General features: G+C 41.4%; 23 protein-coding genes and 1 riboswitch. Of the genes, 4 read left to right on the forward strand and 19 right to left on the reverse strand.

Annotated features, from left to right (window positions below):
• Positions 1–201 precede the first annotated feature (201 nt).
• Positions 202–1,479, reverse strand: a complete 1,278-nt coding sequence (gene serS, locus EKM80_RS05455) for a serine--tRNA ligase (protein WP_125552104.1) — start codon at positions 1,477–1,479, stop codon at positions 202–204.
• A 530-nt stretch (positions 1,480–2,009) separates the two neighbouring features.
• Here serS and EKM80_RS05460 point away from each other — a divergent pair.
• Positions 2,010–2,675 carry a deoxynucleoside kinase gene (locus EKM80_RS05460; protein WP_125552105.1) on the forward strand — a complete coding sequence of 222 codons (666 nt, stop codon included), beginning with the start codon at positions 2,010–2,012 and terminating at the stop codon, positions 2,673–2,675.
• Positions 2,676–2,799: 124 nt separating this feature from the next.
• Complete coding sequence (locus tag EKM80_RS05465) at positions 2,800–4,296, forward strand: helix-turn-helix domain-containing protein (RefSeq protein WP_125552106.1); 1,497 nt, start codon at positions 2,800–2,802, stop codon at positions 4,294–4,296.
• A 143-nt stretch (positions 4,297–4,439) separates the two neighbouring features.
• Here EKM80_RS05465 and EKM80_RS05470 read toward each other — a convergent pair whose 3' ends face one another.
• The 7 genes from EKM80_RS05470 to EKM80_RS05495 all read right to left on the reverse strand — a co-directional run bounded on the left by EKM80_RS05470 (position 4,440) and on the right by EKM80_RS05495 (position 11,278).
• Positions 4,440–5,903: an amino acid permease gene (locus tag EKM80_RS05470; RefSeq protein ID WP_125552107.1), complete on the reverse strand. Its 1,464-nt coding sequence runs from the start codon at positions 5,901–5,903 to the stop codon at positions 4,440–4,442.
• A gap of 115 nt (positions 5,904–6,018) precedes the next feature.
• A riboswitch (Lysine riboswitch) is annotated at positions 6,019–6,197 on the reverse strand.
• 41 nt (positions 6,198–6,238) lie between these two features.
• Positions 6,239–6,964, reverse strand: a complete 726-nt coding sequence (budA, locus tag EKM80_RS05475) for an acetolactate decarboxylase (protein ID WP_125552108.1) — start codon at positions 6,962–6,964, stop codon at positions 6,239–6,241.
• Positions 6,965–7,112: 148 nt separating this feature from the next.
• Positions 7,113–8,792 (reverse strand): acetolactate synthase AlsS, encoded by a 1,680-nt coding sequence (gene alsS, locus EKM80_RS05480; protein ID WP_125552109.1) that lies wholly within the window; start codon positions 8,790–8,792, stop codon positions 7,113–7,115.
• Between the two features lie 336 nt (positions 8,793–9,128).
• Entirely contained in the window at positions 9,129–9,275 is a 147-nt protein-coding gene (locus tag EKM80_RS14825) for a hypothetical protein (protein WP_164509509.1), read from the reverse strand.
• An 87-nt stretch (positions 9,276–9,362) separates the two neighbouring features.
• Positions 9,363–9,890, reverse strand: a complete 528-nt coding sequence (locus tag EKM80_RS05485) for an Rrf2 family transcriptional regulator (protein WP_125552110.1) — start codon at positions 9,888–9,890, stop codon at positions 9,363–9,365.
• A gap of 177 nt (positions 9,891–10,067) precedes the next feature.
• Positions 10,068–10,628, reverse strand: coding sequence for a hypothetical protein (locus EKM80_RS05490; protein WP_125552159.1), 561 nt, complete (start codon positions 10,626–10,628; stop codon positions 10,068–10,070).
• Between the two features lie 110 nt (positions 10,629–10,738).
• Complete coding sequence (locus EKM80_RS05495) at positions 10,739–11,278, reverse strand: GNAT family N-acetyltransferase (protein WP_125552111.1); 540 nt, start codon at positions 11,276–11,278, stop codon at positions 10,739–10,741.
• A 96-nt stretch (positions 11,279–11,374) separates the two neighbouring features.
• On the opposite strand from EKM80_RS05495, the gene EKM80_RS05500 reads away from it, so the two are divergent.
• Together EKM80_RS05500 and EKM80_RS05505 are read left to right on the forward strand one after the other, a co-directional pair.
• Positions 11,375–12,166, forward strand: a complete 792-nt coding sequence (locus tag EKM80_RS05500) for an alpha/beta hydrolase (protein WP_125552112.1) — start codon at positions 11,375–11,377, stop codon at positions 12,164–12,166.
• Between the two features lie 180 nt (positions 12,167–12,346).
• On the forward strand, positions 12,347–12,625 hold the full coding sequence (locus tag EKM80_RS05505) for a hypothetical protein (RefSeq protein ID WP_125552113.1): 279 nt from the start codon (positions 12,347–12,349) through the stop codon (positions 12,623–12,625).
• Here EKM80_RS05505 and EKM80_RS05510 read toward each other — a convergent pair.
• From EKM80_RS05510 to EKM80_RS05560, 11 genes are all read right to left on the reverse strand, one after another.
• A complete protein-coding gene (locus tag EKM80_RS05510; RefSeq protein WP_125552114.1) occupies positions 12,603–13,490 on the reverse strand; it encodes an RluA family pseudouridine synthase in 888 nt (295 codons plus the stop codon). The two genes, EKM80_RS05505 and EKM80_RS05510, sit on opposite strands and share 23 nt — an antisense overlap.
• A complete protein-coding gene (gene recQ / locus EKM80_RS05515; RefSeq protein WP_125552115.1) occupies positions 13,480–15,249 on the reverse strand; it encodes a DNA helicase RecQ in 1,770 nt (589 codons plus the stop codon). Before recQ ends, EKM80_RS05510 begins: the two co-directional genes overlap by 11 nt.
• A gap of 249 nt (positions 15,250–15,498) precedes the next feature.
• A complete protein-coding gene (locus EKM80_RS05520) occupies positions 15,499–16,026 on the reverse strand; it encodes a hypothetical protein (protein WP_125552116.1) in 528 nt (175 codons plus the stop codon).
• Positions 16,027–16,228: 202 nt separating this feature from the next.
• On the reverse strand, positions 16,229–17,848 hold the full coding sequence (locus EKM80_RS05525; RefSeq protein ID WP_125552117.1) for an ABC-F family ATP-binding cassette domain-containing protein: 1,620 nt from the start codon (positions 17,846–17,848) through the stop codon (positions 16,229–16,231).
• Positions 17,849–17,970: 122 nt separating this feature from the next.
• Complete coding sequence (locus EKM80_RS05530) at positions 17,971–18,627, reverse strand: amino acid ABC transporter permease (protein WP_125552118.1); 657 nt, start codon at positions 18,625–18,627, stop codon at positions 17,971–17,973.
• Positions 18,628–18,642: 15 nt separating this feature from the next.
• A complete protein-coding gene (locus EKM80_RS05535) occupies positions 18,643–19,281 on the reverse strand; it encodes an amino acid ABC transporter permease (RefSeq protein ID WP_125552119.1) in 639 nt (212 codons plus the stop codon).
• 2 nt (positions 19,282–19,283) lie between these two features.
• A complete protein-coding gene (locus EKM80_RS05540) occupies positions 19,284–20,111 on the reverse strand; it encodes a transporter substrate-binding domain-containing protein (RefSeq protein WP_125552120.1) in 828 nt (275 codons plus the stop codon).
• 18 nt (positions 20,112–20,129) lie between these two features.
• Positions 20,130–20,864, reverse strand: coding sequence for an amino acid ABC transporter ATP-binding protein (locus EKM80_RS05545; protein ID WP_318531437.1), 735 nt, complete (start codon positions 20,862–20,864; stop codon positions 20,130–20,132).
• 215 nt (positions 20,865–21,079) lie between these two features.
• Complete coding sequence (locus tag EKM80_RS05550) at positions 21,080–22,069, reverse strand: D-2-hydroxyacid dehydrogenase (RefSeq protein WP_125552121.1); 990 nt, start codon at positions 22,067–22,069, stop codon at positions 21,080–21,082.
• A gap of 323 nt (positions 22,070–22,392) precedes the next feature.
• The gene (locus tag EKM80_RS05555) at positions 22,393–23,331 is read right to left on the reverse strand and encodes a DUF6681 family protein (protein ID WP_225418819.1); all 939 of its coding nucleotides are present in this window, start codon (positions 23,329–23,331) and stop codon (positions 22,393–22,395) included.
• A 14-nt stretch (positions 23,332–23,345) separates the two neighbouring features.
• Positions 23,346–23,822 (reverse strand): hypothetical protein, encoded by a 477-nt coding sequence (locus tag EKM80_RS05560; protein ID WP_191985932.1) that lies wholly within the window; start codon positions 23,820–23,822, stop codon positions 23,346–23,348.
• Between the last annotated feature and the right edge of the window lie 119 nt (positions 23,823–23,941).

Consider the following 23,941-nt stretch of genomic DNA (forward strand, 5'->3'; position numbering starts at 1 on the left):
TTTTTTCCAACGCCATCAGTCGTAACTGACAACAACAAATACTATATCAAGTTTTCAGCGTAGCGTCAAGGAAGTTTCCTAATTAAAACGAACTTTTTATAGATCACGAATGTTAAATCAGTTTTTCAAATTAATATCCGTAATAAAAAAGCATAACTACCTTAAAAGGGTAATTATGCATTCATAACTGTTCGTCTTTAATTATTTACTTATTTTTTCGACACCACGCATATAAGGTACGAGTACTTTTGGTACTGTGACGCTGCCGTCAGCATTTTGGTAATTTTCTAAAATAGCTGCCACCGTCCGTCCGACGGCTAAGCCAGAACCATTTAGCGTGTGTAATAAATGAACTTTACCATCACTGTCGCGATAACGGATCTGGGCACGCCGAGCTTGGAAGTCTAAACAATTTGAGCAACTGGAAATTTCACGGTAAGTTTCCTGCGCCGGAATCCAAACTTCAAGATCATAAGTTTTAGCAGCTGAGAACCCCATATCTCCGGTTGATAAAGTAATGACATGATAGGGTAATTCGAGCTTCTGTAAAATATTTTCCGCATTGGCCGTCATTTTTTCTAATTCATTGAATGATTCTTCTGGCTTAACATATTTGACCATTTCTACCTTATTAAATTGATGTAGACGGATCAAACCGCGGGTATCACGGCCTGCGCTACCTGCTTCTGAACGAAACGACGGACTGAGCGCAGTGAAATAAACGGGCAATTGCGCTTCATCTAAAATTTCACCACGATAATAATTGGTTAATGGCACTTCTGCTGTAGGAATCATGGTCATCTCTTTATCATCAGTCATCGTTGAGAAAACGTCGGCACGAAACTTAGGAAATTGACCGGTCCCGAACATCGAATCATCATTGACCATATATGGTGTGATCATTTCGGTGTAACCTTCCTTTTCGTGCTCATCCAGCATAAAGTTGTAAACCGCACGTTCCAACTTAGCACCGAGCCCTTTATAGAAGAGAAAACGACTACCGGCTACTTTTGCACCACGCTCGAAGTCGAGAATATCTAAGTTCTCGCCAATTTCCCAGTGTGGTTTTGGTGTGAAATCAAATTGTCGTGGCGTTCCAATTTTGCGTTCTTCGTGATTGGCAGCTTCATCAGGGCCAACTGGAATTAAAGCGTCTGGCAAATTAGGCAACCGTACCGCGATATAGCGAACTTGCTCATCTAATTCAGCTAGCTTCTCATCGACCTGCTTGATTTGACCGCCGACTGCGCGCATTTGTGCAATCATGTCAGTAGCGTCTTCCTTATTACGTTTCAAGGCAGCAATCTGCTTGGAAACTTCATTGCGCTTTTGCTTCAAACCTTCAGATACCGCAATTTGTTCACGTCGATTTTCATCTAACGCCACTAAATGCTCAATTTCGGCCGGATCAACACCTCGAGTTGCCAGGCGTTGTTGCACTTCTTCTTTATTCTGGCGAATCATTTTAACATCTAACATAACTAATTTCCTCCATTAATTGAATTTTAAACACGAAAAAAAGCCGACTCATCCCTCAATTGGGACGAATCAGCTTCGCGGTACCACCCAAGTTTGGCTACAGTTAGCCACCCTTAATTGTCGATAACGATCATTGACCGTGCAGGATTAACTGCCCGCTACTGCGCTGGAATTGGTCAGAATGGCTTTGCAGCTACCGCCATTTCTCTAAACTGACCTTAGGCGCATCATCGCGTTTAAATAATGTAGTTAGTGTACCCGAAAAGCTGTTAAAAGGCAACCAATAAAAAAGTTGTGCCACATATTGCAATCAGATTTAAGCATGATACAATATATGGTGCTGCTTAGCCAGAGTATGTTGCAGAAAGCGTCAGGAACAGGCTTTTTATGTCTGCCGGCGCTAATAAAGAATATTTACAATCCAATGGCTAAGCTATTTTAAACATGTCGACCTAATTTAAAACACCATCTAACCACATAATTGGTTTATATCTAACGACCTGAATTCAAAAAACAAGGAGTCTACTATTATGATCGTACTTGCAGGAACTATCGGCGCAGGTAAAACTAGTCTAACCACGCTATTAGCCAACCACCTAAACTCAAAGGCATTCTATGAATCGGTTGACGATAATCCGGTATTACCTTACTTTTACCAAGATCCCAAAAAATATGCTTTCTTATTACAGATCTACTTCCTGAACAAACGCATGGCGCAACTAAAAGCCGCTGATCAGATCAATAATAGCGTAATGGATCGTTCGATTTTCGAAGACTCACTACTTTTTCATTTGAATGCTGATCTCGGTCGCACCACCGAAACCGAAGTTGCTGTGTACGATTCCTTGTTAGAAAATATGCTACAAGAATTACCACAACAAGACTACCACAAGCGTCCTGATTTACTGATCCACATCAACATTTCCTTTGCGACAATGCTAAAACGAATTGAGAAGCGTAACCGGCCGTATGAACAGATCACACAGGATCCAAGCTTATATGCGTATTACCAAACTTTGAATCAGCGCTACGCACAATGGTATGACGAATATGATGAAAGCCCGAAAATTCAGATTGACGGTGATCAGCTTGATTTTGTCAGCGACGAGCTCGCTCGCAAGCGTGTCATTGAATTGATCGACCAAAAATTAGCTAGCTTGAACCCAGCTTTTCATATGGCAAGCAATCACCAATAGTCACAAGCGCTAAACTTTAACCGGTTTAGCGCTTTTTGAATGCAAAATTATATCGCCAGCGTAGTTTGCATTTACCTTATAGAATCAGTAAAATGTGAAGTAAAGACATGTTAGGAGCCTCGTGATGCTGTTTGAAGACTTATTTTTAGAAAAAGCGGACCTACAAAAGTTTCAAATGTTTCGTGTTCTAAAAGCCATCGGTAATCATTCGCTGACCATCAACGACATCAGCGATAAGTTACACCTTTCGTATCAACAAACCTATAATACCTTTCAAGACCTGTTGCGGGACATGCGGTCACTAGATACTCAGTTGGACACACCAGTGGATCGCCATGAATTACTATCCCAGCAAACATTTAAAATTTCACTGGACCGCTATCGCTTGTTTTTACTAGAACAATCCTTAGTTTTTCAGTTTATTGATTATTTAGTACAAGCCCCGACACCCACAGTCAACGATTTTTGCGAGCAACATTTTGTCAGTAAGTCGACATTGTTGCGCAAATCGGCTGGCTTGAAGCGTTTTATGGCCCAATACTCGCTGCGCTTTTCGTACACGGATCTGCAGATCACTGGTAATGAAAGTCATATTCGCTATTTCTTATTCATCGTCTATTGGACTGGCTTTCATGGTATCAAATGGCCGTGGCAAAATTTTAGTGCTGCTGATATTGAACGGATTTTTACAACAGCTAATCCCCAACCAACAGCACCAATTTTTAAACTGCAACAACTTTTACTGCTTGGTATTATGCGCTTGCGCATTAATCATGGCTATTATATCCGTGACGCCACTTGTTTTAATATTTTAACCGACCATAATAGTGCATTTGACGAGCTCGTTTTTCCGACTGAATTATTTGGTAATTTAGCCACCAAAAACCGGCACAACGAAGCCAAATTCTTCTTCTTTGCTCAATTTAGTTTGATCACCGCAGTAACCGGTAGTCAAACACAAGCACAGCTTGTGTTGACTCATTTTGCAGCTGAAGACGATCCTATATGGCGCTTAACGGTTAACTTTTTGGCCAAATTAACCGCCACCTTTCATACTAAAATCACGCCCGCGGATGAACCGATTTTAACCTACGATGTTTTGCGTGTTCTACTAACCACAATCGCATTACAAACCCGCTATCCAAAAATGCTCGACTTTTATCGTCCTGATTTAACCAATTTTAAATCAACACAACTCTATCAAATAATTGCTCAGTTTTTTGAACAACCAGGCCTTACTGAAACCCTGCCGCAGCTCTATCGTAATCGTCAAACGGTTAGTGAATATGTTTGTTATTTGCTGCAACCACAACTGCACCATCTAGAGGACCAGCAGATGGTTCATGTCTGGTTAATTGCAGAAAATAACGATCTGCTGACCACCGAGTTACAGCGACTGCTAAAGCATATTCGAATCGCGCAATTAATGACCCCGCCTGCCCGACCGCAAGATGCCGATCTCATTATTTCTACCATCGATAGTCAGGCCCCACTGATGCAGGAAATGGCTGCCTACGGTGTGCCATTACTACATTGGAATTTAGAAGCCAATGGCAGTGACTTCTTTCGCTTATACGCGAAGATCAAAACTTTATACGCCGCTAAAATGACCACCAAGTAACCGCCACGGCAGCTACTTGGTGGCTTTTTTACAGAAACAAAAAAGCATTAGCAGTCGCTAATGCTTTTTACACTTAAACCTAGGCTGATTAAAATTAGCCTTGTCGCTAATTTTCCTTTAAAACCAAAACCTATGCTTAAAAATTAATCATCATGAATCTTAGTTAAATCCACTTCATCTAGCGGAATCATGTGCGTCTTATGGCTTATTTTGTAATAGACAAACAAAATGATGAACAACGGTACACTCATATAGCTGACACCTAGTGCTTGCCAATCAAAAGTTTTTACCGCATTTAAATCCTGACCTACGATAACTAAAATACCTAGTACCATCGCTAGAATTGGTCCAAATGGGAATAATTTGGCGTGATATTTTAATTCACTTAACGAATGGCCTTGGGCAATAAAAGCCTTGCGGAAACGATAATGTGAGATTGCAATCCCTAGCCAAGCGATGAAGCCGGTTAGACCAGAGGCGGCAACTAAGAACATATAGATTCGTGAGCCCCAAATACTGGTTAAGAAAGTGAATAAGCCCACTACAGTTGTCATTAGTAATGAGGCAACTGGGACACCACGACCATTAGTGCGGCCAAAGATTTTCGGTGCAATGTGCTGCTTTGACATTGCCCATAACATCCGCGTTGAAGCATACATACCAGAATTAGCGGCAGAGATAACGGACGTTAAGATCACCGCGTTAATTACACTAGCCGCACTTGCTAACCCGACACGTTGGAAAACCAAGGTAAACGGACTAATGGCGACATCACCAGCACCTGAACCAAGTAAATCTTTACTAGTGTAAGGTAAAATTGCTGCAATTACGAAAATGGCTAAAATATAAAATAACAGGATCCGCCAAAAGACTTGCTTAATTGCCTTAGGGATACTTGTTTCTGGGGTAGCCGATTCACCAGCAGTGATACCAATTAATTCTGTGCCTTGAAAGGAGAAGCCAGCCACGACGAAGACGCTGAGTATGGCTGGAATACCGCCAACAAACGGGGCCTTGCCAATTGTAAAGTTATGCAGACCAACTGCAGGGCCATTGCCACCCATGATCCCGAAAATAGTTAAGAAACCAACAATCAAGAAAACAATTACGGTAACGACCTTAATGATCGACAACCAATACTCAGTTTCGCCAAAAGCGCGTACTGATAGTGCATTGATAACAAAAATCACGATCAAGAAAAATAAACTAAATATCCAACCAGGCACATGTGGTAGCCAGAAATGCATCACAATTGCTGTCGTAGAAACATCCACCGCCAACGTAATTGCCCAATTAAACCAATAATTCCAGCCCATGGCAAATCCTAGTGCTGGATCAACGAACCGACCAGCGTAAGTGGCAAAGGAACCTGATACCGGAATATAGGTTGCCATTTCGCCTAAACTGGTCATTAAGAAGTACACCATCAAGCCAATACCGATATAGGCAATTAAAGCCCCACCAGGACCAGCCGTAGAAATTGCTGAACCAGAAGCGACAAATAAGCCAGTTCCGATACTGCCACCCAATGCGATCATCGACAAATGCCGCGTTTTTAGCTCTCGCTTCACGCCACCTTGTTCATGGTCAATGTGTTGTTGCGCCATCTAAAAATTCCTCCTGAACCAAGTCTAAATTTAGAGGTCGCGCCATGCTTACGCACAAAAAACCGCCCCTTCATGTAGCATCCACTGCTACACAAAAAGACGGTGTCTTTTTCTGTCAGTCGATAGCGCCCCGTGATGACTTCATCACGACAGTACTTGGCCTGTTAAGCCAAGTCCCAACATTTAATTGAAAAAGCAATTAAACATTTCGGCAGATCACCCTTTTGCCAGTTTTCAGCGACGCTTTTCGTCTCTAACTGGTGACTTATGATCTCTGCAACCTCAATCTTTTTTTATAGTATACCGAATATTCAGTTGTTTAACAAGGTGCTAACTTATTTTTCCGCCTGGTTAATTGATTGGCTCATACCGTCATATTCAAAATTCTGATCACGGAATGCCTGATTTTCCAGCGGGAAATGTTGTTCCAACGTGGCGAATGGCTGAATTGATACTTGACCCTTTTTTAGCTGATAATCAAGAATATGCCCACCGATAGTTTTATGATCATCACTGAGAAAATGCACATGATAACCAGAAACGGCTACGCCTTGAAATAGCTCGGGTGCATAATAACCGATCAATGTCCCATGAATATTATCTTGATTAAACTTCGGCTGAGTTTTTGTGGCTTCAGTCAAACTGGGATAAGGTTTTTGCTGTTCTTCAACGACTCGCGTATGCATATGCGCAAATTCGCCGACGATTTTAACCGCAAAGAAGACATTGCGATACGGGTAGTTTTGCAACAAATAACGCTCTAATTCAGCCTTATTCAAATTAGTGAGTTCAGTTTCAGCAACAGGATCGTCAAAATGAACTGAAGCAAATGGCACTGACTGTTCAGCAGTCAATTCATTGACCGCACCAGATTCCACCACCTGATAAGCATGACCATCTAATACCACTAATTCACCATTGAAATCTTGCACTGTCCCAATACCGTAATTACCATGTTGTAATAATTCACCCACAGTCATCGTTCCTTCAAACAAACCGGGCACTAACAAACTTAACGTACCATGTTGAAAAAGAACTGACTGTTTTTTTTGCTCTACCATTGATTTAAAATATCCTTTCACTTCGAGAGTGCTAAAAATAGTTAGATCATAGACCTTACACAGACCGTTTCCAGTAAATGCGATTACGATAAATAACCTATTTTTAGCACGTTTACGCTAGCTTAATTACACGACGCCACAAAGTAGCCTAATAGAATTGATCCGGTAAAATAGTTTGGCCAAGCTTTTTGTTGTCCGAATAATCGATTGGAATATCGACGATCACAGGTCCTTTAGTTGCAAAGGCTTGATCAAGCACCTTTTCTAGATCACCAGCTCGATTAACCCGTAAGCCGGTTCCACCAAAGCTCTCAGCGTATTTAACAAAGTCGACTGGGCCAAAATCAGTTCCTGCACTCTGACCGTATTTCATTTCTTCTTGGAACTTAACCATATCATAAGCTCCATCGTTCCAAATTAATTGAACGATATTCAAATTTAAGCGTACCGCTGTTTCGAATTCTTGACCGGTAAATAAGAAGCCGCCGTCACCAGAAACAGAAACGATCTGCGTATTTGGCCGTAGAAGCGCGGCAGAAATTGCCCATGGTAAAGCAACCCCCAACGTTTGCATCCCATTAGAGAATAACAAATGCCGTGGTTCATAACTACGAAAATGCCGCGCCATCCAAATGTAGAAGCTACCAACATCGACAGTGACCGTCATTTCGTCAGTGACCCGTTTTTGTAAAGCAGAGATAACTGCCAATGGATGTGTTAATTTTGTTTCTGGTGCTACTACTGGTGGTTCGTCACGATCTTCAAGTTTTTCATGTAACCCTGCCATGTAATCCTTTGATTCTGATTTAACTTCATAGCCACGCATATAAGGTAACAAGAAATCAAGGGTTTGGGCAATATCACCAATTAATTCGGTTTCTGGTTGGAAATTATGATCAATTTCAGCTGCTGCATCATCAATCACAACGATCCGTGCATCATTTTCAGCATTCCAATTACGTGGTTCATATTCAATTGGGTCATACCCAACAGTGATAACTAGATCACTTTGCTTCAATAACATATCGCCTGGTTGGTTACGGAATAAACCAACACGACCAAAGAAGTTCTTTTCTAAATTATGTGAAATAATTCCCGCTGCTTGAAAAGTCTCAACAACTGGCATATCAGAAACGTATAAAATATTCCGCAATGCCCGTGTGACTTCAGCAGATGAAGCGCGCATGCCGACCAACAAGACTGGTAATTTAGCTTCCTTGATTTTCCGAGCTAAAATTGTAATATCAGCTGGACTAGCAGGCCCTAATTTAGGCGCTTGAAGTGGCATCACGGCTGGCCGTACCACTTTAGAATCAACGACATCTTGGGGCACACTCACAAAACTAGCGCCCTGCTTAGCAGATAAAGCAGCCCGGTAAGCATTGGCAATCACTTCTGAAGCATTTTCTGGTTCTTGAATTTCTGCACTATACTTAGTGATTGGCGCCATCAATGCTGTATTAGCCATACTTTGATGCGTCAAACGTAGTAAATCAGCTCGCTGTACCTGCCCAGAAATAGCTAAAACTGGGTCGCCTTCAGCGGTTGCCGTAACCATCCCAGTGGCCAAGTTACTGACACCAGGGCCAGAAGTCGTCATAACGACCCCTGGTTTACCAGTAATACGACCAATCCCAGAAGCCATAAATGCAGCGCCTTGTTCGTGGCGGGCAACAATCAATTCAGGCCGTTTTGCGTTATCAGCATGTGCTAATAATTCGAACAGACGATCAATTTTAGCACCAGGAATCCCGAAAACATATTTGACTTCATGATTGATCAAGCTTTCTAAGATGGCATCAGCGCCATAGCGTTGTTTCTCCGTCATTAATAAATCCCTCCAAAATAAATTTTTTTGAATTACGTTTTAAGTTCTTTTTCAAAGCCGGTTCTTATCATAGCATATTCCTATCAGAAATTCTTGTGAATTCCCTCAAGTGAAATCAATTACAAGCCTAACAACTATGGAAAATCACTGTTAATGATTTTTCACAAGCATAATAATCAGCAATCTTTTTCAATTTGTGAAATTACGTTAAAACTGGTACTCGGTATACCAGTGTTTTCACAGCAATCGCTTACAATTACAGATAAACTAAAAAAGCATGCCAATTATTTTCATAACCATCATGAAAATAACAGACACACTTGTTTCAAGTTCATTTTAGTTCTGACCGCTAAGTTTTTCAGCTTCCTTATCAATTGATTCAAAACCAGAAACAGATGATTTAGGCTGTGGATGCTTAGCTCGTGCTTCTTCAGCCTTTTGGATCAATTCTTTTCTTTCGGCTTTGCTGAGCTTTTTTGCCATTGTTACCGCCTCTTTTAAAATGAAGTAACGGGCTACTACTCGTTAATTTCATTATAGCGCTTTTTCAGCAAAATAGTGCGTCGGAATTTATTTCAAGTCGGTACGAATATTGCGTAACATTTTTTGAATCAACAATTCGCGCTTTTCATCGGACTCGTTCCAGTTGATCAATGGAATCTCACTACCACCCAAAGTATTGCTGATAACTTGATAAACTGATTGTTGCTTCAATGCCTTACCCCATAACAAATCAGCTTCATGAAAAGCTTGGTTGATGACCGATGTCCCCTGCTTGGCTACTGGCTGAAAATCCTTGAATACCATATCGATCAAACCTGAGTCTGGATAAGTTTGAATATCCCCTTCAGTAGCAAGTACAACATCATACAAACTGATTTCTTTTGGTGACCGCGCGATGGTGAAACCACCGTTATTCCCAGAAACGGATTTGATTAAACCACCGACTACTAATTTACGCATAATTTTACGTAAGTAAGTCTGTGAGCCACTTAAGCGATGATGAATCACTTCAGACGAAATCGGAATTTCCGGATCTTGCGTTGCTAACAATGTAATAATACAAGCAGCTTGTTCAAAACCACGGGTTAATTGCATGCTTGACACCCCTCTAATTAGTTTCCTTTGTTATGGATATATCATATCACAAATATAGCCTAAGTGCAAAAAGAAAAAAGGCGCTTACACCATAAAACAACTGGTATAAACGCCTTCTCCCTGCCAAGGGTGTGCATTAAGTATACTGCAGCGATACTTAAAAGCAACCGTCAGCGACTAAGCTAAAACAAGTTCGAAACTCGCTAAACCTTGCTGTGCATCTTGAACTTTAAATTTAAAGTCAAATTTCGCAAACAACGCCATTACTTGCTTCAAGCTTTCGCCGTCAAACGAGCTAACATTGCCATCGATCTTTTCAACTTGATTCTTGTGAGCAATTTTTAATAAATACTTTAATGCTAATTGTGCTAAACCATGGTTTTGAAAATCATAAAAAGCCAATTGACTTTCCGCACCTAGCGTTTCCAAGACAGTGATATGGATAGCTTTCTTCCAAGCATTGTATTCAAATAATAATTCATTTTGATAATCAGTTTTTGAGTGACCATATTTATCGACATTTTCGTACGCTGTGTAGACAAAAATCGAGCTACTTTTCTCGTTGATCTGCGCTCGATTAAAATCAGTATAAACAATGTACGGTGTAACAGGTTGCGAATCCACATCGTAATCTACTACCGTATCCAATATAGTTAAACGAGCATCAGCCTTAATTGCCGCTAACCGTTCCTGATAAGCTTTTCCCATAATTTTTAATTGCTCCGGTGATACGTCCATCATTCCTACCTCCAATATTTCTATCTGGAGCCCATTATACCATAACCAGCGCTTAGCTAAAGCTTAATTTTGGCTTAACCGCAATATTTACATACTGCTTTCATTTTCTGTTAACGTTTCCTAAAGCTAGCCAAAGTCATTTTGTAGTAAATTTCATCGACTGGTATTTCATCACTAAACAATCGTGGCCGCTCAAATTCGTACTCAAATTCAAAGCCAGTTTTTTCAATTACTCGTTGTGAACGCTTATTATCAGCAAAATGGCCGACCCAAATCTCCTGCAATCGTAAATGATTAAACCCAAAAGTAACGATTGCCGTCACTGCCTCAGGCATTAATCCTTGTCCCCAGTATCCTTCGTTCAACATAAAACTTAGCTCACGACTGTCATCCTTTGGCGTAGTTCCACTAGGCGCACGTCGATGCAGCCCAATTGTGCCGATCATTTTATGATCAGCTTTAGCCTCAATTGCAAAAACCTCATCGCTACGCAAGAACATGGTCAACACTGCATCACTTTCAGCGCGCGAATGATGTGGCTGCCAGCCAGCCATCGCCCCTAACTGCGGGTTACTCATTAATTCATGGAGATCAGTTAAATCAGCTTCAGTAAATGGTCGAATTACTAAGCGCTCGGTGGTAAGTCGCACAGCAGTCAGCTCCTAAATTTAAATTCAAATGACACAAAACAAGTTAATATCGTTACAATAAACATACATACTTATTTAAGAAAGTAGGGTTATATTGTGCAAGTTATGACGATTCCTTTAACTAAACCAGCTTATCTCAAAGCCTATATTCGTGAGCCTGATACTAACACCCCACAAACAAGCTTTCCGGCAGTGATCATCGTTCCCGGTGGTGGTTACACCCATATCCCAGAGGCTCAAGCAGAAACTTTGGCTTTAGCTTTTGCAGCGCGTGGCTTTCAGTCATTCTACTTACGTTACCATTTTAGCAACGAAGTAACCCCATTGCTACCGCAACCAATATTAGATTTAGCTGCAGCTATTAGGCAATTACGTCTACACGCAGCGGATTGGTCCCTTGATCCTCAAAAAATTGCTGCTGCCGGTTTTTCCGTTGGTGGTCATATTGTTAGTCTTTATAATGGCAATTGGCAAACAGCTGCTGTGCAGCAAGTTGGCCTAGGTACTGAGCTTAAACTAAATGCTGCTATTCTTGGCTACCCAGTCATCCGTTTAGATGCTGGTTGGCCAGCATCTGCTGAAAAACTTGCAACATTAACAACAGAACCAGCACAATTGGCTGCAGATCGATTAGTCAACACTAATTGTGCGCCCACCTTTGTCTGGACCACTGCGGATGATCCTTTGGTACCAGTACAAAATAGCTTAATTTACTTAAATGCATTAGCGCAACAAGGCGTGCCGTTTGAAAGTCACATTTTCCGTCATGGTCCCCATGGCTTAGCACTAGCCAATCAGCAAACTGCTTGGAAAGCTGATGCTGATCAACCCCATGTTGCTCACTGGTTTGATTTGGCCATTGAATGGTTACGTGATACTTGGCAGTAAAATCTTAGCACGACTTCAATTATGACGTCGTGCTTTTTTTATATTTCCACCCAATAAATACTATGAAAAATTAATTTAGACTAAGGAAAACCTAATCACTTGTACTTATTAGCTAGACCACGTATAATTTTTAACAAGGAAAACGTTACTTTTGTCACCCGTGAGAAAGAGGGAAATACTATGCTCGACCGCCATTATTTTCAACCTCGTCCTGCTTTTAGTGATGACGCCGCCGATTATGTGTTGCATTTTATCGATGTCACCCGACCTGATCTAACGCAATATCCCCAAATTAGTAAATTAGGTGACTGGATGCATTATGGCAAGAATGACTACCGCTTTTGGAGTCATATCAGTAAAACCGACTTAACTGCAACTATCAGCCAAGCTACTGGTATCGCAGCTGAACATTTTGAAATTATTGATAGTGCAGATTTCACTGACTACTCGTACTTTTAAACAATTGCGCTAAGTCAGTCGGCAACGGTGCCGTGATCGTCTGCAATTGTTGGGTAAAAGGATCAGTAAAAATAAGTTGTTGGGCGTGTAAAGCTTGCCGGCTTATGCCCCGATCCAGTGGCCCACCATATAGGTTATCGCCTAGTAAAGGGTGCCCGACTGCCTGCAAATGAATCCGAATTTGGTGCCGCCGACCGCTGTGCAATTTTAGCTTGAGGACAGTAGCCTCTAATTGGGGTAAATAACCCTCACGCCAAAATTCTGTAGTTGCCGGCTTACCAGCTAAGTCGATAATGCCTGCAGGTTGCGTTGGCCGCTGTCCCAATGGTAATGTGATCATCCCGTGACTGGCGTGAATCATCCCTGCAACAACAGCTAGATAATTTTTCTCGCGAATCGTTGTGGCACTAGCTAGGCGACTGTGAGCAAAACTATGCTTAGCGACCAACACCACACCACTAGTACCATAATCAAGACGACTGACTAAGTGTGGCACCACATTTTCTGCACCAGACTGTAATAAATAGCCACGCACACGACTGACCAGTGTGTCACTACCAGTCTGTGGGCCGGGCACTGATGCCAACCCAGCTGGTTTATTGACAACTAGCCAATGGGGCGTCTCAGCTAATAATATTAAAGGTTGCAAACTAATTGCTGCCAGCGGATCACCACTTTCCGCTGGCAGCTTTATTTTTATTTCGGCATTTACTGGTAGCAGGTCAATTAACCGGCAAGGGTACCCATTTAACCAAACTTGACCATAATATTTTAATTGTTTCAACAGACGTTTACTAACACCCTGTTGTTGCAAAAACCGGGTCACAGTCATAGTTGGGCCTTGATTACACCAACTAAACTTCATCTTGCTCACCCGTTGCTAATAACTCTAAAAACGCCGTACCGTACTGTGCTGCCTTATGCTCACCAACACCCTTGACCTCTAATAATTCACTGGTATTTTGCGGCAGGCGTGCACACATATCATGGAGCGTTTTATCAGAGAAAATAACGAATGGTGGCACTTGTTGTGCTTGGGCCAACTGCGACCGTAACTGGCGTAGTTGTTCAAATAAGGCATCATCTTCGGGCTGTACCACCTGCGTGGCTACCGACGTTTTACGCATAACTTGTTGTTGGCCGCGTAATACTGCTGCACCACTGGTAGTTACGGTCAACACCGGATATTGGCCACCACTAGCCTGTAAGTAGCCTTCCGCCGTCAAAAAGTCAATAAGACTGCTGACGGCTTTTTGTGTTTGCCCCTTTAAAAGCCCATAAGTCGATAATTTAGTGAAATTCAGCTCACGTACCCGTTGATTATTAGCACCAGTCAAAACTTGTGTCACCAATGTTTTACCAAAATTTTCGTGCATTCGATAAACGCAGGATAATACTTTCTGCGCGGTCACTGTAATATCGGTAGCCGCCCGCTGATCCAGACAATTACCACAACGGCCGCATGGCGCTGATTGCTCACCAAAATACTGTAAAATCGCTTGTTGCAAGCAACTTTGCGTATTGGCATATTGCATCAAAGCTTGTAATTTCAAATATTCTTGTTGCCGTGGTGCATCAGCCATGTCTGATTGCTCAATAAAGAAACGTTGTAGTTGAACATCTGATGGTCGGTATAACAAGATCGCCTCACTAGGCAAGCCATCACGACCAGCCCGCCCAGCTTCTTGATAATACGCTTCTAAGCTACCTGGCGCTTGGGCATGGATCACAAAACGAACGTTGCTTTTATCGATTCCCATGCCAAAAGCGTTGGTAGCCACCATTACCAGTTTACGATCATACAAAAAGTCCTCTTGATTCTGGCGCCGAACAGTTTCATTTAAGCCGGCGTGGTACGTGGTCACACTTAAGTCATGTTGCTGAAATAAAGCCGTTAACCGGTCAACTTCCTTACGTGTGCTCGCATAAATAATACCTGATTCATGAGCGTTTAGCGTCAAATAATCCAGCATATAGCGATCACGGTCTTGGCCCTTGACTACTTGTAATGCTAAATTATCACGTGCAAAACCGGTTTTAACTTCATTTTCTGCCGCGATCCCCAAACGTTGCCGAATATCAATTGCCACTCGCTCTGTTGCCGTGGCGGTTAATGCAATTATGACGGGTTGGCTATTTAACTCTTGAAGCCGCGCCGTGACCTTTAGATAACTAGGCCGAAAATCATGGCCCCATTGGGAAATACAATGGGCTTCGTCAATTGCGACTAAATCAATCTTTAATTGATTTAGTTCAGCCATAAAATCTGGCATCTCCAAACGCTCCGGTGACAAATACAATAATTTAGCCTCGCCCCGAGCAGCCATATCTAGGCGTTGATTGATTTCCGTATAAGTCAATGAACTATTAATAAATGTGGCTGGAATCGCATTTTCATTTAAAGCGTCAACCTGATCTTTCATTAAGGAAATCAGAGGTGAAATTACCAACGTCAACCCAGAGAAAAGTAATGCTGGAATCTGGTAGCACAACGATTTACCACCACCAGTTGGCATCAACGCCAGCACGTTATTGCCAGCCATTAATTTATCGATCACTAGCTTTTGTCCATGGCGAAATTCAGTATAACCAAATTTTGTTTTTAAAATCGTCGCTGCATCCATTAATTCCGCGCCCCATTTTCTTTGATCTCTTAATACTAATATTCGCAATTAGCTGCTTTTTCCGTGTAAGAAATTCAACCACTAATTCTAACGAATAACTGCACTTGATGCAACTAACCACGCAAAGTAAAAGGTAACTTAATCAAGATTATTATTAAGAACCAGCGGCAGTAGCTTATGACACACGTTTAAATAGCCTATTCAGAAAATAAAAAGCGGTTATGGCAAATTACCACAACCGCTTGGCTCTCATTGATCTAGATTAACTGTACGTGTTCTTGTTTCGCCTTGTTCTGGATCAATACTGATTTTCAAGGGTTGGGTGTGATTGCTCAAGCGATAAGTCAGTTCAAAATCTTCGTCAGCTTGCGCAGTGATCGAATCACTGAAATCATCATCACGTGCGACCATCGCTAATTGCTGATCACCTTGGGTCACCGTCACTTGTCCAACATCAGCAAACCGTTGGGCAGTTGTGGTCATGTTGCGCCAACCAATCTCTAACTCGATCTGATCCGTACCATCCCACTCGGCCTTAATACCAGTGATCACAAATTGTTTGAACTGCCATGTTTGCTGTAAAAGCGGCGTTTCGTGATCGGTTCCACGTTTTAAAGATGGCATACTACTTTGTAATGATTCACTGGAATCAGCTTGCTGACTACTAGAACTAGCTACCGAACTGCTACTTGGCGTTTCCTGAGTGGAATTAGCTGTACAACCAGCTAATAAGCCAGCTATTGCACAAAAAATTAAGGGATACAGTTTTTTCGTCATGTATAGCATCCTTTCGAATTACCTAGTCTTTATACCTAAGCATAACGAAACAGCTCACTGAACGTCAACAAATATCCTATGATATCAATAAGAAAACGACCACTGATGCTTCAATGATCGTTTATCATTAAAGCATCAATGATCGTAAAAAAATCGCTACGTATCGTTTTTATTTTGCGGAGCGTGCTGGCAAACACAAATTTTAGTATAATGCAGCCACTTGTTTTTGAATATCTTCATGATCCAAGAATTCATTGTAATGTGTATCAAAGCGCTCAACTACACCCTTAGCACTAACCTCTACAATGTGATCCGCAATCGTTTGAATAAATTCGTAATCGTGGGATGTGAAAACTAAGGCACCCTTAAAATCAACTAATGCATCATTCAACGCGGTGATCGATTCTAAGTCTAAATGGTTGGTTGGATCGTCTAGTAATAGGACATTGGCCTGACTAAGCATGATTTTTGCTAGCATGCACCGTACTTTTTCGCCACCAGATAGCATGTCTAACTTCTTCAATACTTCATCACCAGAAAAAAGCATGCGCCCTAAAAAGCCACGTAAGAACGTATTATCACTTTCTTCTTTGCTGGCAAATTGGCGCAACCAATCTAAAATCGTTATGTCAGCTGCAAATTCAGCAGAATTATCCCGCGGTAAATAAGCTTGTGACGTGGTAACACCCCAAGTAATGGTACCCGTATCTGGTGTCAATTCACCAGCCAGGATCTGCATCAAAGTTGTGGTTGCCACATCACTACGACTGATCAAAGCCGTTTTTTCACCAGGTTTAAGCGTAAAGGTGATATTATCTAGGATCTTAACGCCGGCGATGGTTTTGCTAATATTATCGACCCGCAGTAAGTCACTACCAATTTCTCGGGCCAACTCAAATTTAATGAACGGATATTGGCGGCTAGATGGCTTAATATCATCTAAAGTGATTTTTTCAAGTTGTTTCTTCCGCGAAGTCGCCTGCTTTGATTTAGAAGCGTTAGCGCTAAAACGCGCAACAAAGGCCTGTAGTTCCTTGATCTGATCTTCTTTTTTTGCGTTAGCTTGACCTTTTAATTGTGCTGCTAATTGACTGGATTGCAACCAAAAGTCGTAATTACCGACAAATAACTGAATCTTACCAAAATCAACGTCACACATATGTGTACAAACTGTATTCAGAAAATGGCGATCATGTGAAACTACGATGACAGTGTTCGGAAAGCCCATTAAGAAGTTTTCCAGCCACTGAATCGTTGGCGCATCAAGCCCGTTGGTTGGTTCGTCCAATAACAAAATATCAGGCTTACCAAATAATGCCTGACCAAGTAGGACTTTAACTTTCTCATTTTCTGTTAATTCGCTCATTTTTCGTTGTTGCATCGCATCGTTAATGCCTAATTCCTGCAATAGTTGGGCTGCTTCAGCTTCTGCGTTCCAGCCGTCCATTTCAGCAAATTCGCCTTCTAATTCAGCAACTTTAATGCCATCTTCGTCATTAAAATCAGGCTTAGCGTATAAAGCATCCTTAGCTTGCATCACTTGATAAAGCTTTTCGTGGCCTTGGATCACTGTATCCAAAACAGTACTATCCTCATAAGCATAGTGATCCTGATTTAAACTTGTCATCCGCTCATTTGGTGAAATTGTCACTTGTCCAGTAGTTGGTTGAATCTGACCGGACAAGATTTTTAGAAAAGTTGATTTACCCGCACCGTTTGCACCAATAATGCCGTAACAGTTACCTGGAGTAAATTTCAAATTAACGTCAGAATACAATTGCCGATCAGGAAAACGTAAACTAACATCACTTACAGTTATCATTTAATAGCCTCATTCATCTTATTTTAGTTGATTATAATTATCAACTCTATCATAGAAAAGTCATGGCGACAAACAAAAAAGTGCGCTAACTGAGTTTTACCTCAGCTGACACACTTCGAAGTTTACGCGCCCAGCCGCCGATCTAATATGCGGGATAGCCAGGATAAAGCGTAACAAACAATGAAATACAATACCGCTAATGCTAAGAACATCGGTAAAACATAGTTTGTGTTTTGCCCGTAAATAATCTGCGCATGATACATCAATTCTGGCAACATAATAATCGTTGCTAACGATGTATCCTTGATCAGGGAAACAAACTGACTGACCAATGGCGGAATCATTTTTTTAATTGCCTGCGGTAAAATAATATGTTGCATCGCTTGACTGTACGACATCCCGTTACTACGTGCGGCCTCCATTTGCCCAGGATCAACGGCTTGGATCCCACTACGGATAATTTCAGCAACCATTGCTGATTCAAAAACGGTCATTGCTAAAATGGCAGCCATAATCGCATCCGGCTTGATCCCAATATTAGGCAAACCGAAGAAGGTAAAGAACAAAATTAGCAGCAGGGGTAAGTTACGGACAATATCGATCACAAAACCTACGATGGCTGATAAATATTTGATTTTAACGTAACGCAACAGTCCTAATAAACCGCCGATAATAAAACTAAAAACGATTGAAACAGCGGAAATCTCCACAGTGATCCATAGGCCTTCCAGGAGATAACGAATGTTGAGCCATGAATATGCTTGAATAAAATTACTCATCAGTTAATCCCCTTTCTAAGCCCATTTCTTTTCTAAATAACGCATAAAATAACTTAACGGTAGGGTCAAAATTAAGTATAAAAGTCCCACTGCCAAATAAGTATTTGAGGTATCGAAAGTGGTTGATGCAATCAAGTTACCTTGATACATCAAATCAAATCCGGCGACAAAGGCAAGAACAGAAGAATTTTTAACTAAATTAATGAACTGATTCCCTAATGGTGGAATCGTGATCTTAATAGCCTGGGGAAAAACGATATGCGTCATTGCCTGTAAATAGCTCAAACCATTGGAACGTGCTGCCTCCATTTGGCCAGGGTCAACGGCTTCGATCCCCGCCCGAATAGTTTCAGCAATAAAGGCTGACGTATAGATGGTCAATCCAATGGTGCCGGCAGTAAACCCATTGACGTTGGCAATGAACATCGGAATAACCACATAAAAGAACATGGTAATAACCAGTAGCGGAATATTCCGAAAAATTTCCACGTACACTCGACCAATGATTCGTACCCATTTACGCTCGCTGATCTCCAGTAAGGCAAAAACAGTTCCAACGATCAAACTACCGATTAAAGCTAAGATACTAGAACCAAGGGTGAACAGGAACCCAGACCAAAATGCTGGCCAATGATCAACTAAAATCGAAATCATACTTAGTTCCCCCCTTCATCAAAGCCAGGTACCTTACCAAACCATTTATTCAATAAGCGTTGGTATTCACCCGTTTTTTTCATGTCACTAACGGCTTTATTCACCGCATCGGTCATGTCTGTTTGACCTTTGTTAACTGCAATCCCATAAGGTTCCTTAGTGAACGCACCACCAACGACAACGTACCCAGGATTTTCTAAGGACATCCCGTAAAGAATCCCGTTATCCGTAGTCAGTGCATCACCTTGGCCTGATTGTAACGCAGTAAAGGCTTGTGCATAATCAGATAATTCTAAAACGCTAGCATTTGGCGCAAACTTAGCCACATTTAGCGCTGATGTTGACCCTTGCACAGCTAAAACTTTAGCCCCTTTATAATTCAGGTCACGAATATCTTTAATTTTGCTACCTTTTTTAACCAGAATTGCTTGCCCGGCATTGAAGTATGGCTTAGAAAAATCAACTTGCTTGGCCCGCTCTGGCGAAATCGTCATTGTCGCAATGATCGCATCGATATTCCCATTTTTTAACATTGGGATTCGGGTATTACTGGTGACCTGAATAAATTTGGCCTTTCCATTTTTACCTAGGATCTGCTTGGTGATCGCCTTTGCCATATCAATATCAAAGCCCTCAATATTACCAGTCTTAATATTCATCAGTCCAAATAACCGAGTGTCAGCTTTGACGCCCCAAGTTATTGTATTACTGGCCTGATCTGCTTTTAAAACATTTTGTTGTGATAAACTCTGTTTGCCGCAGCCACTCATCAGTAAAACCAAACTCAATAAGAAGGCAAGCGGTAGCACGCGCTGGACAAATTTTTTCATCGCCCAAGCCCCCCTTCACTAATGATTGATGATCTTACTTAAGAATTGCCGTGCGCGCTCTTCCTTTGGATGGGCAAAGAAAGATTTAGTGTCGTCATCCTCTAATACTTCACCATCGGCCATGAAGATCAACCGGTTTGCAACTTCCTTAGCAAAGCCCATTTCATGAGTTACCACGATCATGGTCATGCCGTCAGCAGCAACTTTTTTCATAACATCTAGCACATCACCAATCATTTCTGGATCTAGTGCGCTAGTTGGTTCGTCAAACAACAACGCTTGGGGCTTCATGGCTAAGCTACGAGCAATTGCCACCCGCTGTTCCTGACCACCAGATAGCATGCTGGGATACGATTGCGCCTTGTCAGCTAAACCAACTAAGTTCAGCAGATCCATCGCTTCTTTTTCACTTTGAGCTTTATCTTCTTTTAAAACTAATTGCGGTGCTAACGACACATTCTGGAGCACGGTTTTGTTTGCGTATAAATTAAAATGTTGGAAAACCATGCCAACCTCGCGGCGAATTTTATTGATATCTGTTTTTTTATCCGCTAAATCAAAATTATTGACGACCAATTTACCTTCAGAAATCGTATTTAGTCCGTTCATAGAACGAAGTAGCGTACTTTTACCAGAACCAGATGGTCCGATAATAACAACAACTTCTCCTTTATCGATCGTTAAGTTGATATGTTTTAGGGCATGAAAATCGCCATAATATTTTTCAACATCGTGAAACTCGATCATTGACATAACTTTCCCTCCAAACTTAAGTACACCATATCCGTTGGTAACCAACGATATAATTACCAAATTGACACTTAAACGTTCTTTGTGGCCAAAAGCCACCTTTTTAATTTTAATTTATTTTTAATCTATACGCAAATAAAAATGGTGAATTTCTGAATCTTTTTTAGAAATTTACCTTTTTATGAGAAAAAGCTCATTTTAATTATGACGAACTGTCATTACTGAACTGGATGTTGGGCTTGGCCAGTTTCAAGAATGCTTTTAGTATCATCTAAACTAATATCAACCATGTTTTGAACCGCCATATTAGTATAAAAGGCAATGTGTGGTGTGAAAATCACATTGGGCATTGCTTGTAATGCTAACACATTAGGGTTGGTGATCTTAGTATTTGTGAGATTCTTATTGTTAAATTCCTGTTCGTCTTCAATCACATCGATGGCTGCCCCAGCAATTTGTTTTTCTTTTAAGGCAGCTACTAAGGCTGGTGTATCGACAACAGGTCCGCGGGAAGCATTGATCAAAAAAGCAGTCGACTTCATTTGACTGAATTGTTCTGCACCCATCAAATGTGTCGTTGTTGGCAACAATTGCGTATGTAACGTCACGACGTCAGCATGACTTAAAACACTAGCTTGATCCATATAAGTGACAAATTCAGCTAATTCAGGATTCTTAACCGGATCACTGGCGATTACTTTAGCACCTAAAGCATGGAATAACCGGGCAACCGTGCCGCCAATACGGCCAGCACCGATAATACCAATCGTTAAAGTATGGACTTCATGTGCCATTAAACCACCCCAACGAAAATCATGCCGGCTAGTTCGCTCATCGAATAATTCTAAATTACGAATTAAACGCATGGTTTGCGTTAGGGCATATTCAGCCACTGAACGTGGGGAATACGCTGGTACATTGGTAATCAGTAAGTTATTTGCCTTGGCCGCTGCTAGGTCGACAACATCATAGCCAGCACTACGTAAACTGATTTGTTTAATACCAAAGCTATGTAACTTAGTATAAACTTGTTCACTATCAATTTTAGCGTGTTGAACGATCACGATACCGTCGTAGCCCTTAGCCTGCTCAACGGTAGCCAAATTAAGATCTTGCTCAAACGTATCAACAGTCGCCTGATTACGTTGGGCCCACGCTTTGATTGCTGGTTGTTCATCATCACGAACACTAAACATTAGAATTTTCATTTTAAATGCCTCCATTTGTTGTTGATAAGCTAGTACCTAAAGACCAAGAAACACAGCTAAACAGTCTTGTATGCCATCTAAAAATAAAAACCCACAGCATAAGCGCCGTGAGTTTACAAGTAATCACACATTTACCGCCTGAATACAGGTTATGTGCAAGCGACACATCCCGCATTAAATTCGTACGGTTAATTGCAGTAATCTGTCATTAATTATTAGCTTATTCTAATTTAAGTTTAACCTTGTTATTAGAAATCGTCAATCTTTTTTAGAACAGTGCTTCAACCATAAAAAGCACCCTTCACAATGAAAGGTGCTTTATCCTAGCGATTACGTCGCGACATCCGCGTTGATTCGGTTATAGTTGATTTAGACGTCGTATTAGTTGGCGTTGACCGATTGCCTGTTGTTAATGGCGTTGTTGCAGTTGGTGTGACGGCCTGATTTGGATCTTTATACGCCGCTTGGATCACCAGCTTGAACGGTTCATTACCCGCGACAACACTAGATCGACCAGCAATTTTATACGGCCCACCAGTTAACTGCGCGCTAGCCAAAACAATTTGATATTTTGCAGCTGCATCCTTAGTCGGCATTAAACCAACTTCAGTGACTTCACCTACTGGTAAACTATCGATTGCATTACGCCCCGCATAGACAACATAATGGCCACTTTGTTCACGTAATTCATAAAATGGTAATTGTACCAAGTCACCTAAAGCATAAACCGGCTGCCCAGATTTCTGCGCCAATTGATAAACATCGTCATCAGAACGATTAGCATAATTTAATTGTAAATAATTGCTGGCCACTAAACTATCAACTAATTGTTCGATGTTGGCTTGTTGCGTCGCATCGACAACTAATTTAGCTGGTAACAGACTTTGCTCATGGAATAAACCAGCCGCTGGGATCACTTTAGTTGTATGTGCAGCATGCTTGCCAACAACCATTGGATCGTCACCGGCACCAGCTGCACGGCCACCTAAAAGCTTTTCGATTTTAGGCGATATATCGAACTTAGCGGTTTTCGTTGTGAAGTAGTAAATCACGTTTAATGCCGTAAAGTAGACAAGCACTAGGAAAATCAGTAAGAACAACAACCCACGCGTCCACGCACCTAAGCGAAGATAATTAAACGTTAAGTAGCCAAGATATAATACTCCTGCAATACCGATCCCAGTATACACACGGTTTTTTAATTTGACGTTCATGTTGAAGTAACCTAAATAATGATTCAACATATCAAGCAAAGATAACACTCAATCACCTCCATTTACTCAGTTGTTGTATCCGTTGTTGTGTCACCTGTGGTACCTGTTGTCGTTCCAGTCGTACCAGTCGTTGTTGTGGATGAAGCACTATTTGCAGATGATGAATCGGCAGCAGCACTTGAACTTGTTGCAGCAGCACTAGATGAAGTGGCTGCAGCGCTTTGGCTATTTTGACCAGTCGTTGTTGTGGCTTGTGACTGTGAATTAGCATCCGTTGTATCTGGTTGGGACGCCGTATCCGTTGATTCTTCAACGCTACTACTTTCCTTAACTGAACTACTACTTTCTGGCCGTGATGAGCTGCTTTGTCGCACGCTACTTGAGCTACCAACAGCTGACGAACTAGTAACCTGACTAGTCTGTTCAGTTTTGCTCTTAACTGGCGCGACTTTATCCGCCACCACGTTAGTCGCAGCTAAGCCTAAAACGATTGAAACAATCGCAAATGGGGTAATAAATGGCGGTGTTCGATAAGCCATCAAAAGGCCTCCTCTTCATTAATTGATCTCTAGTTTTCTATTAAACCATATCTAACTTAACAATGCGCGTTTGATTGGTAAAGAATTATTAAAATTTAAAATTACTACCAATTATGCAC

This window comes from Loigolactobacillus jiayinensis (genome assembly GCF_003946445.1).
Classification (GTDB): domain Bacteria; phylum Bacillota; class Bacilli; order Lactobacillales; family Lactobacillaceae; genus Loigolactobacillus; species Loigolactobacillus jiayinensis.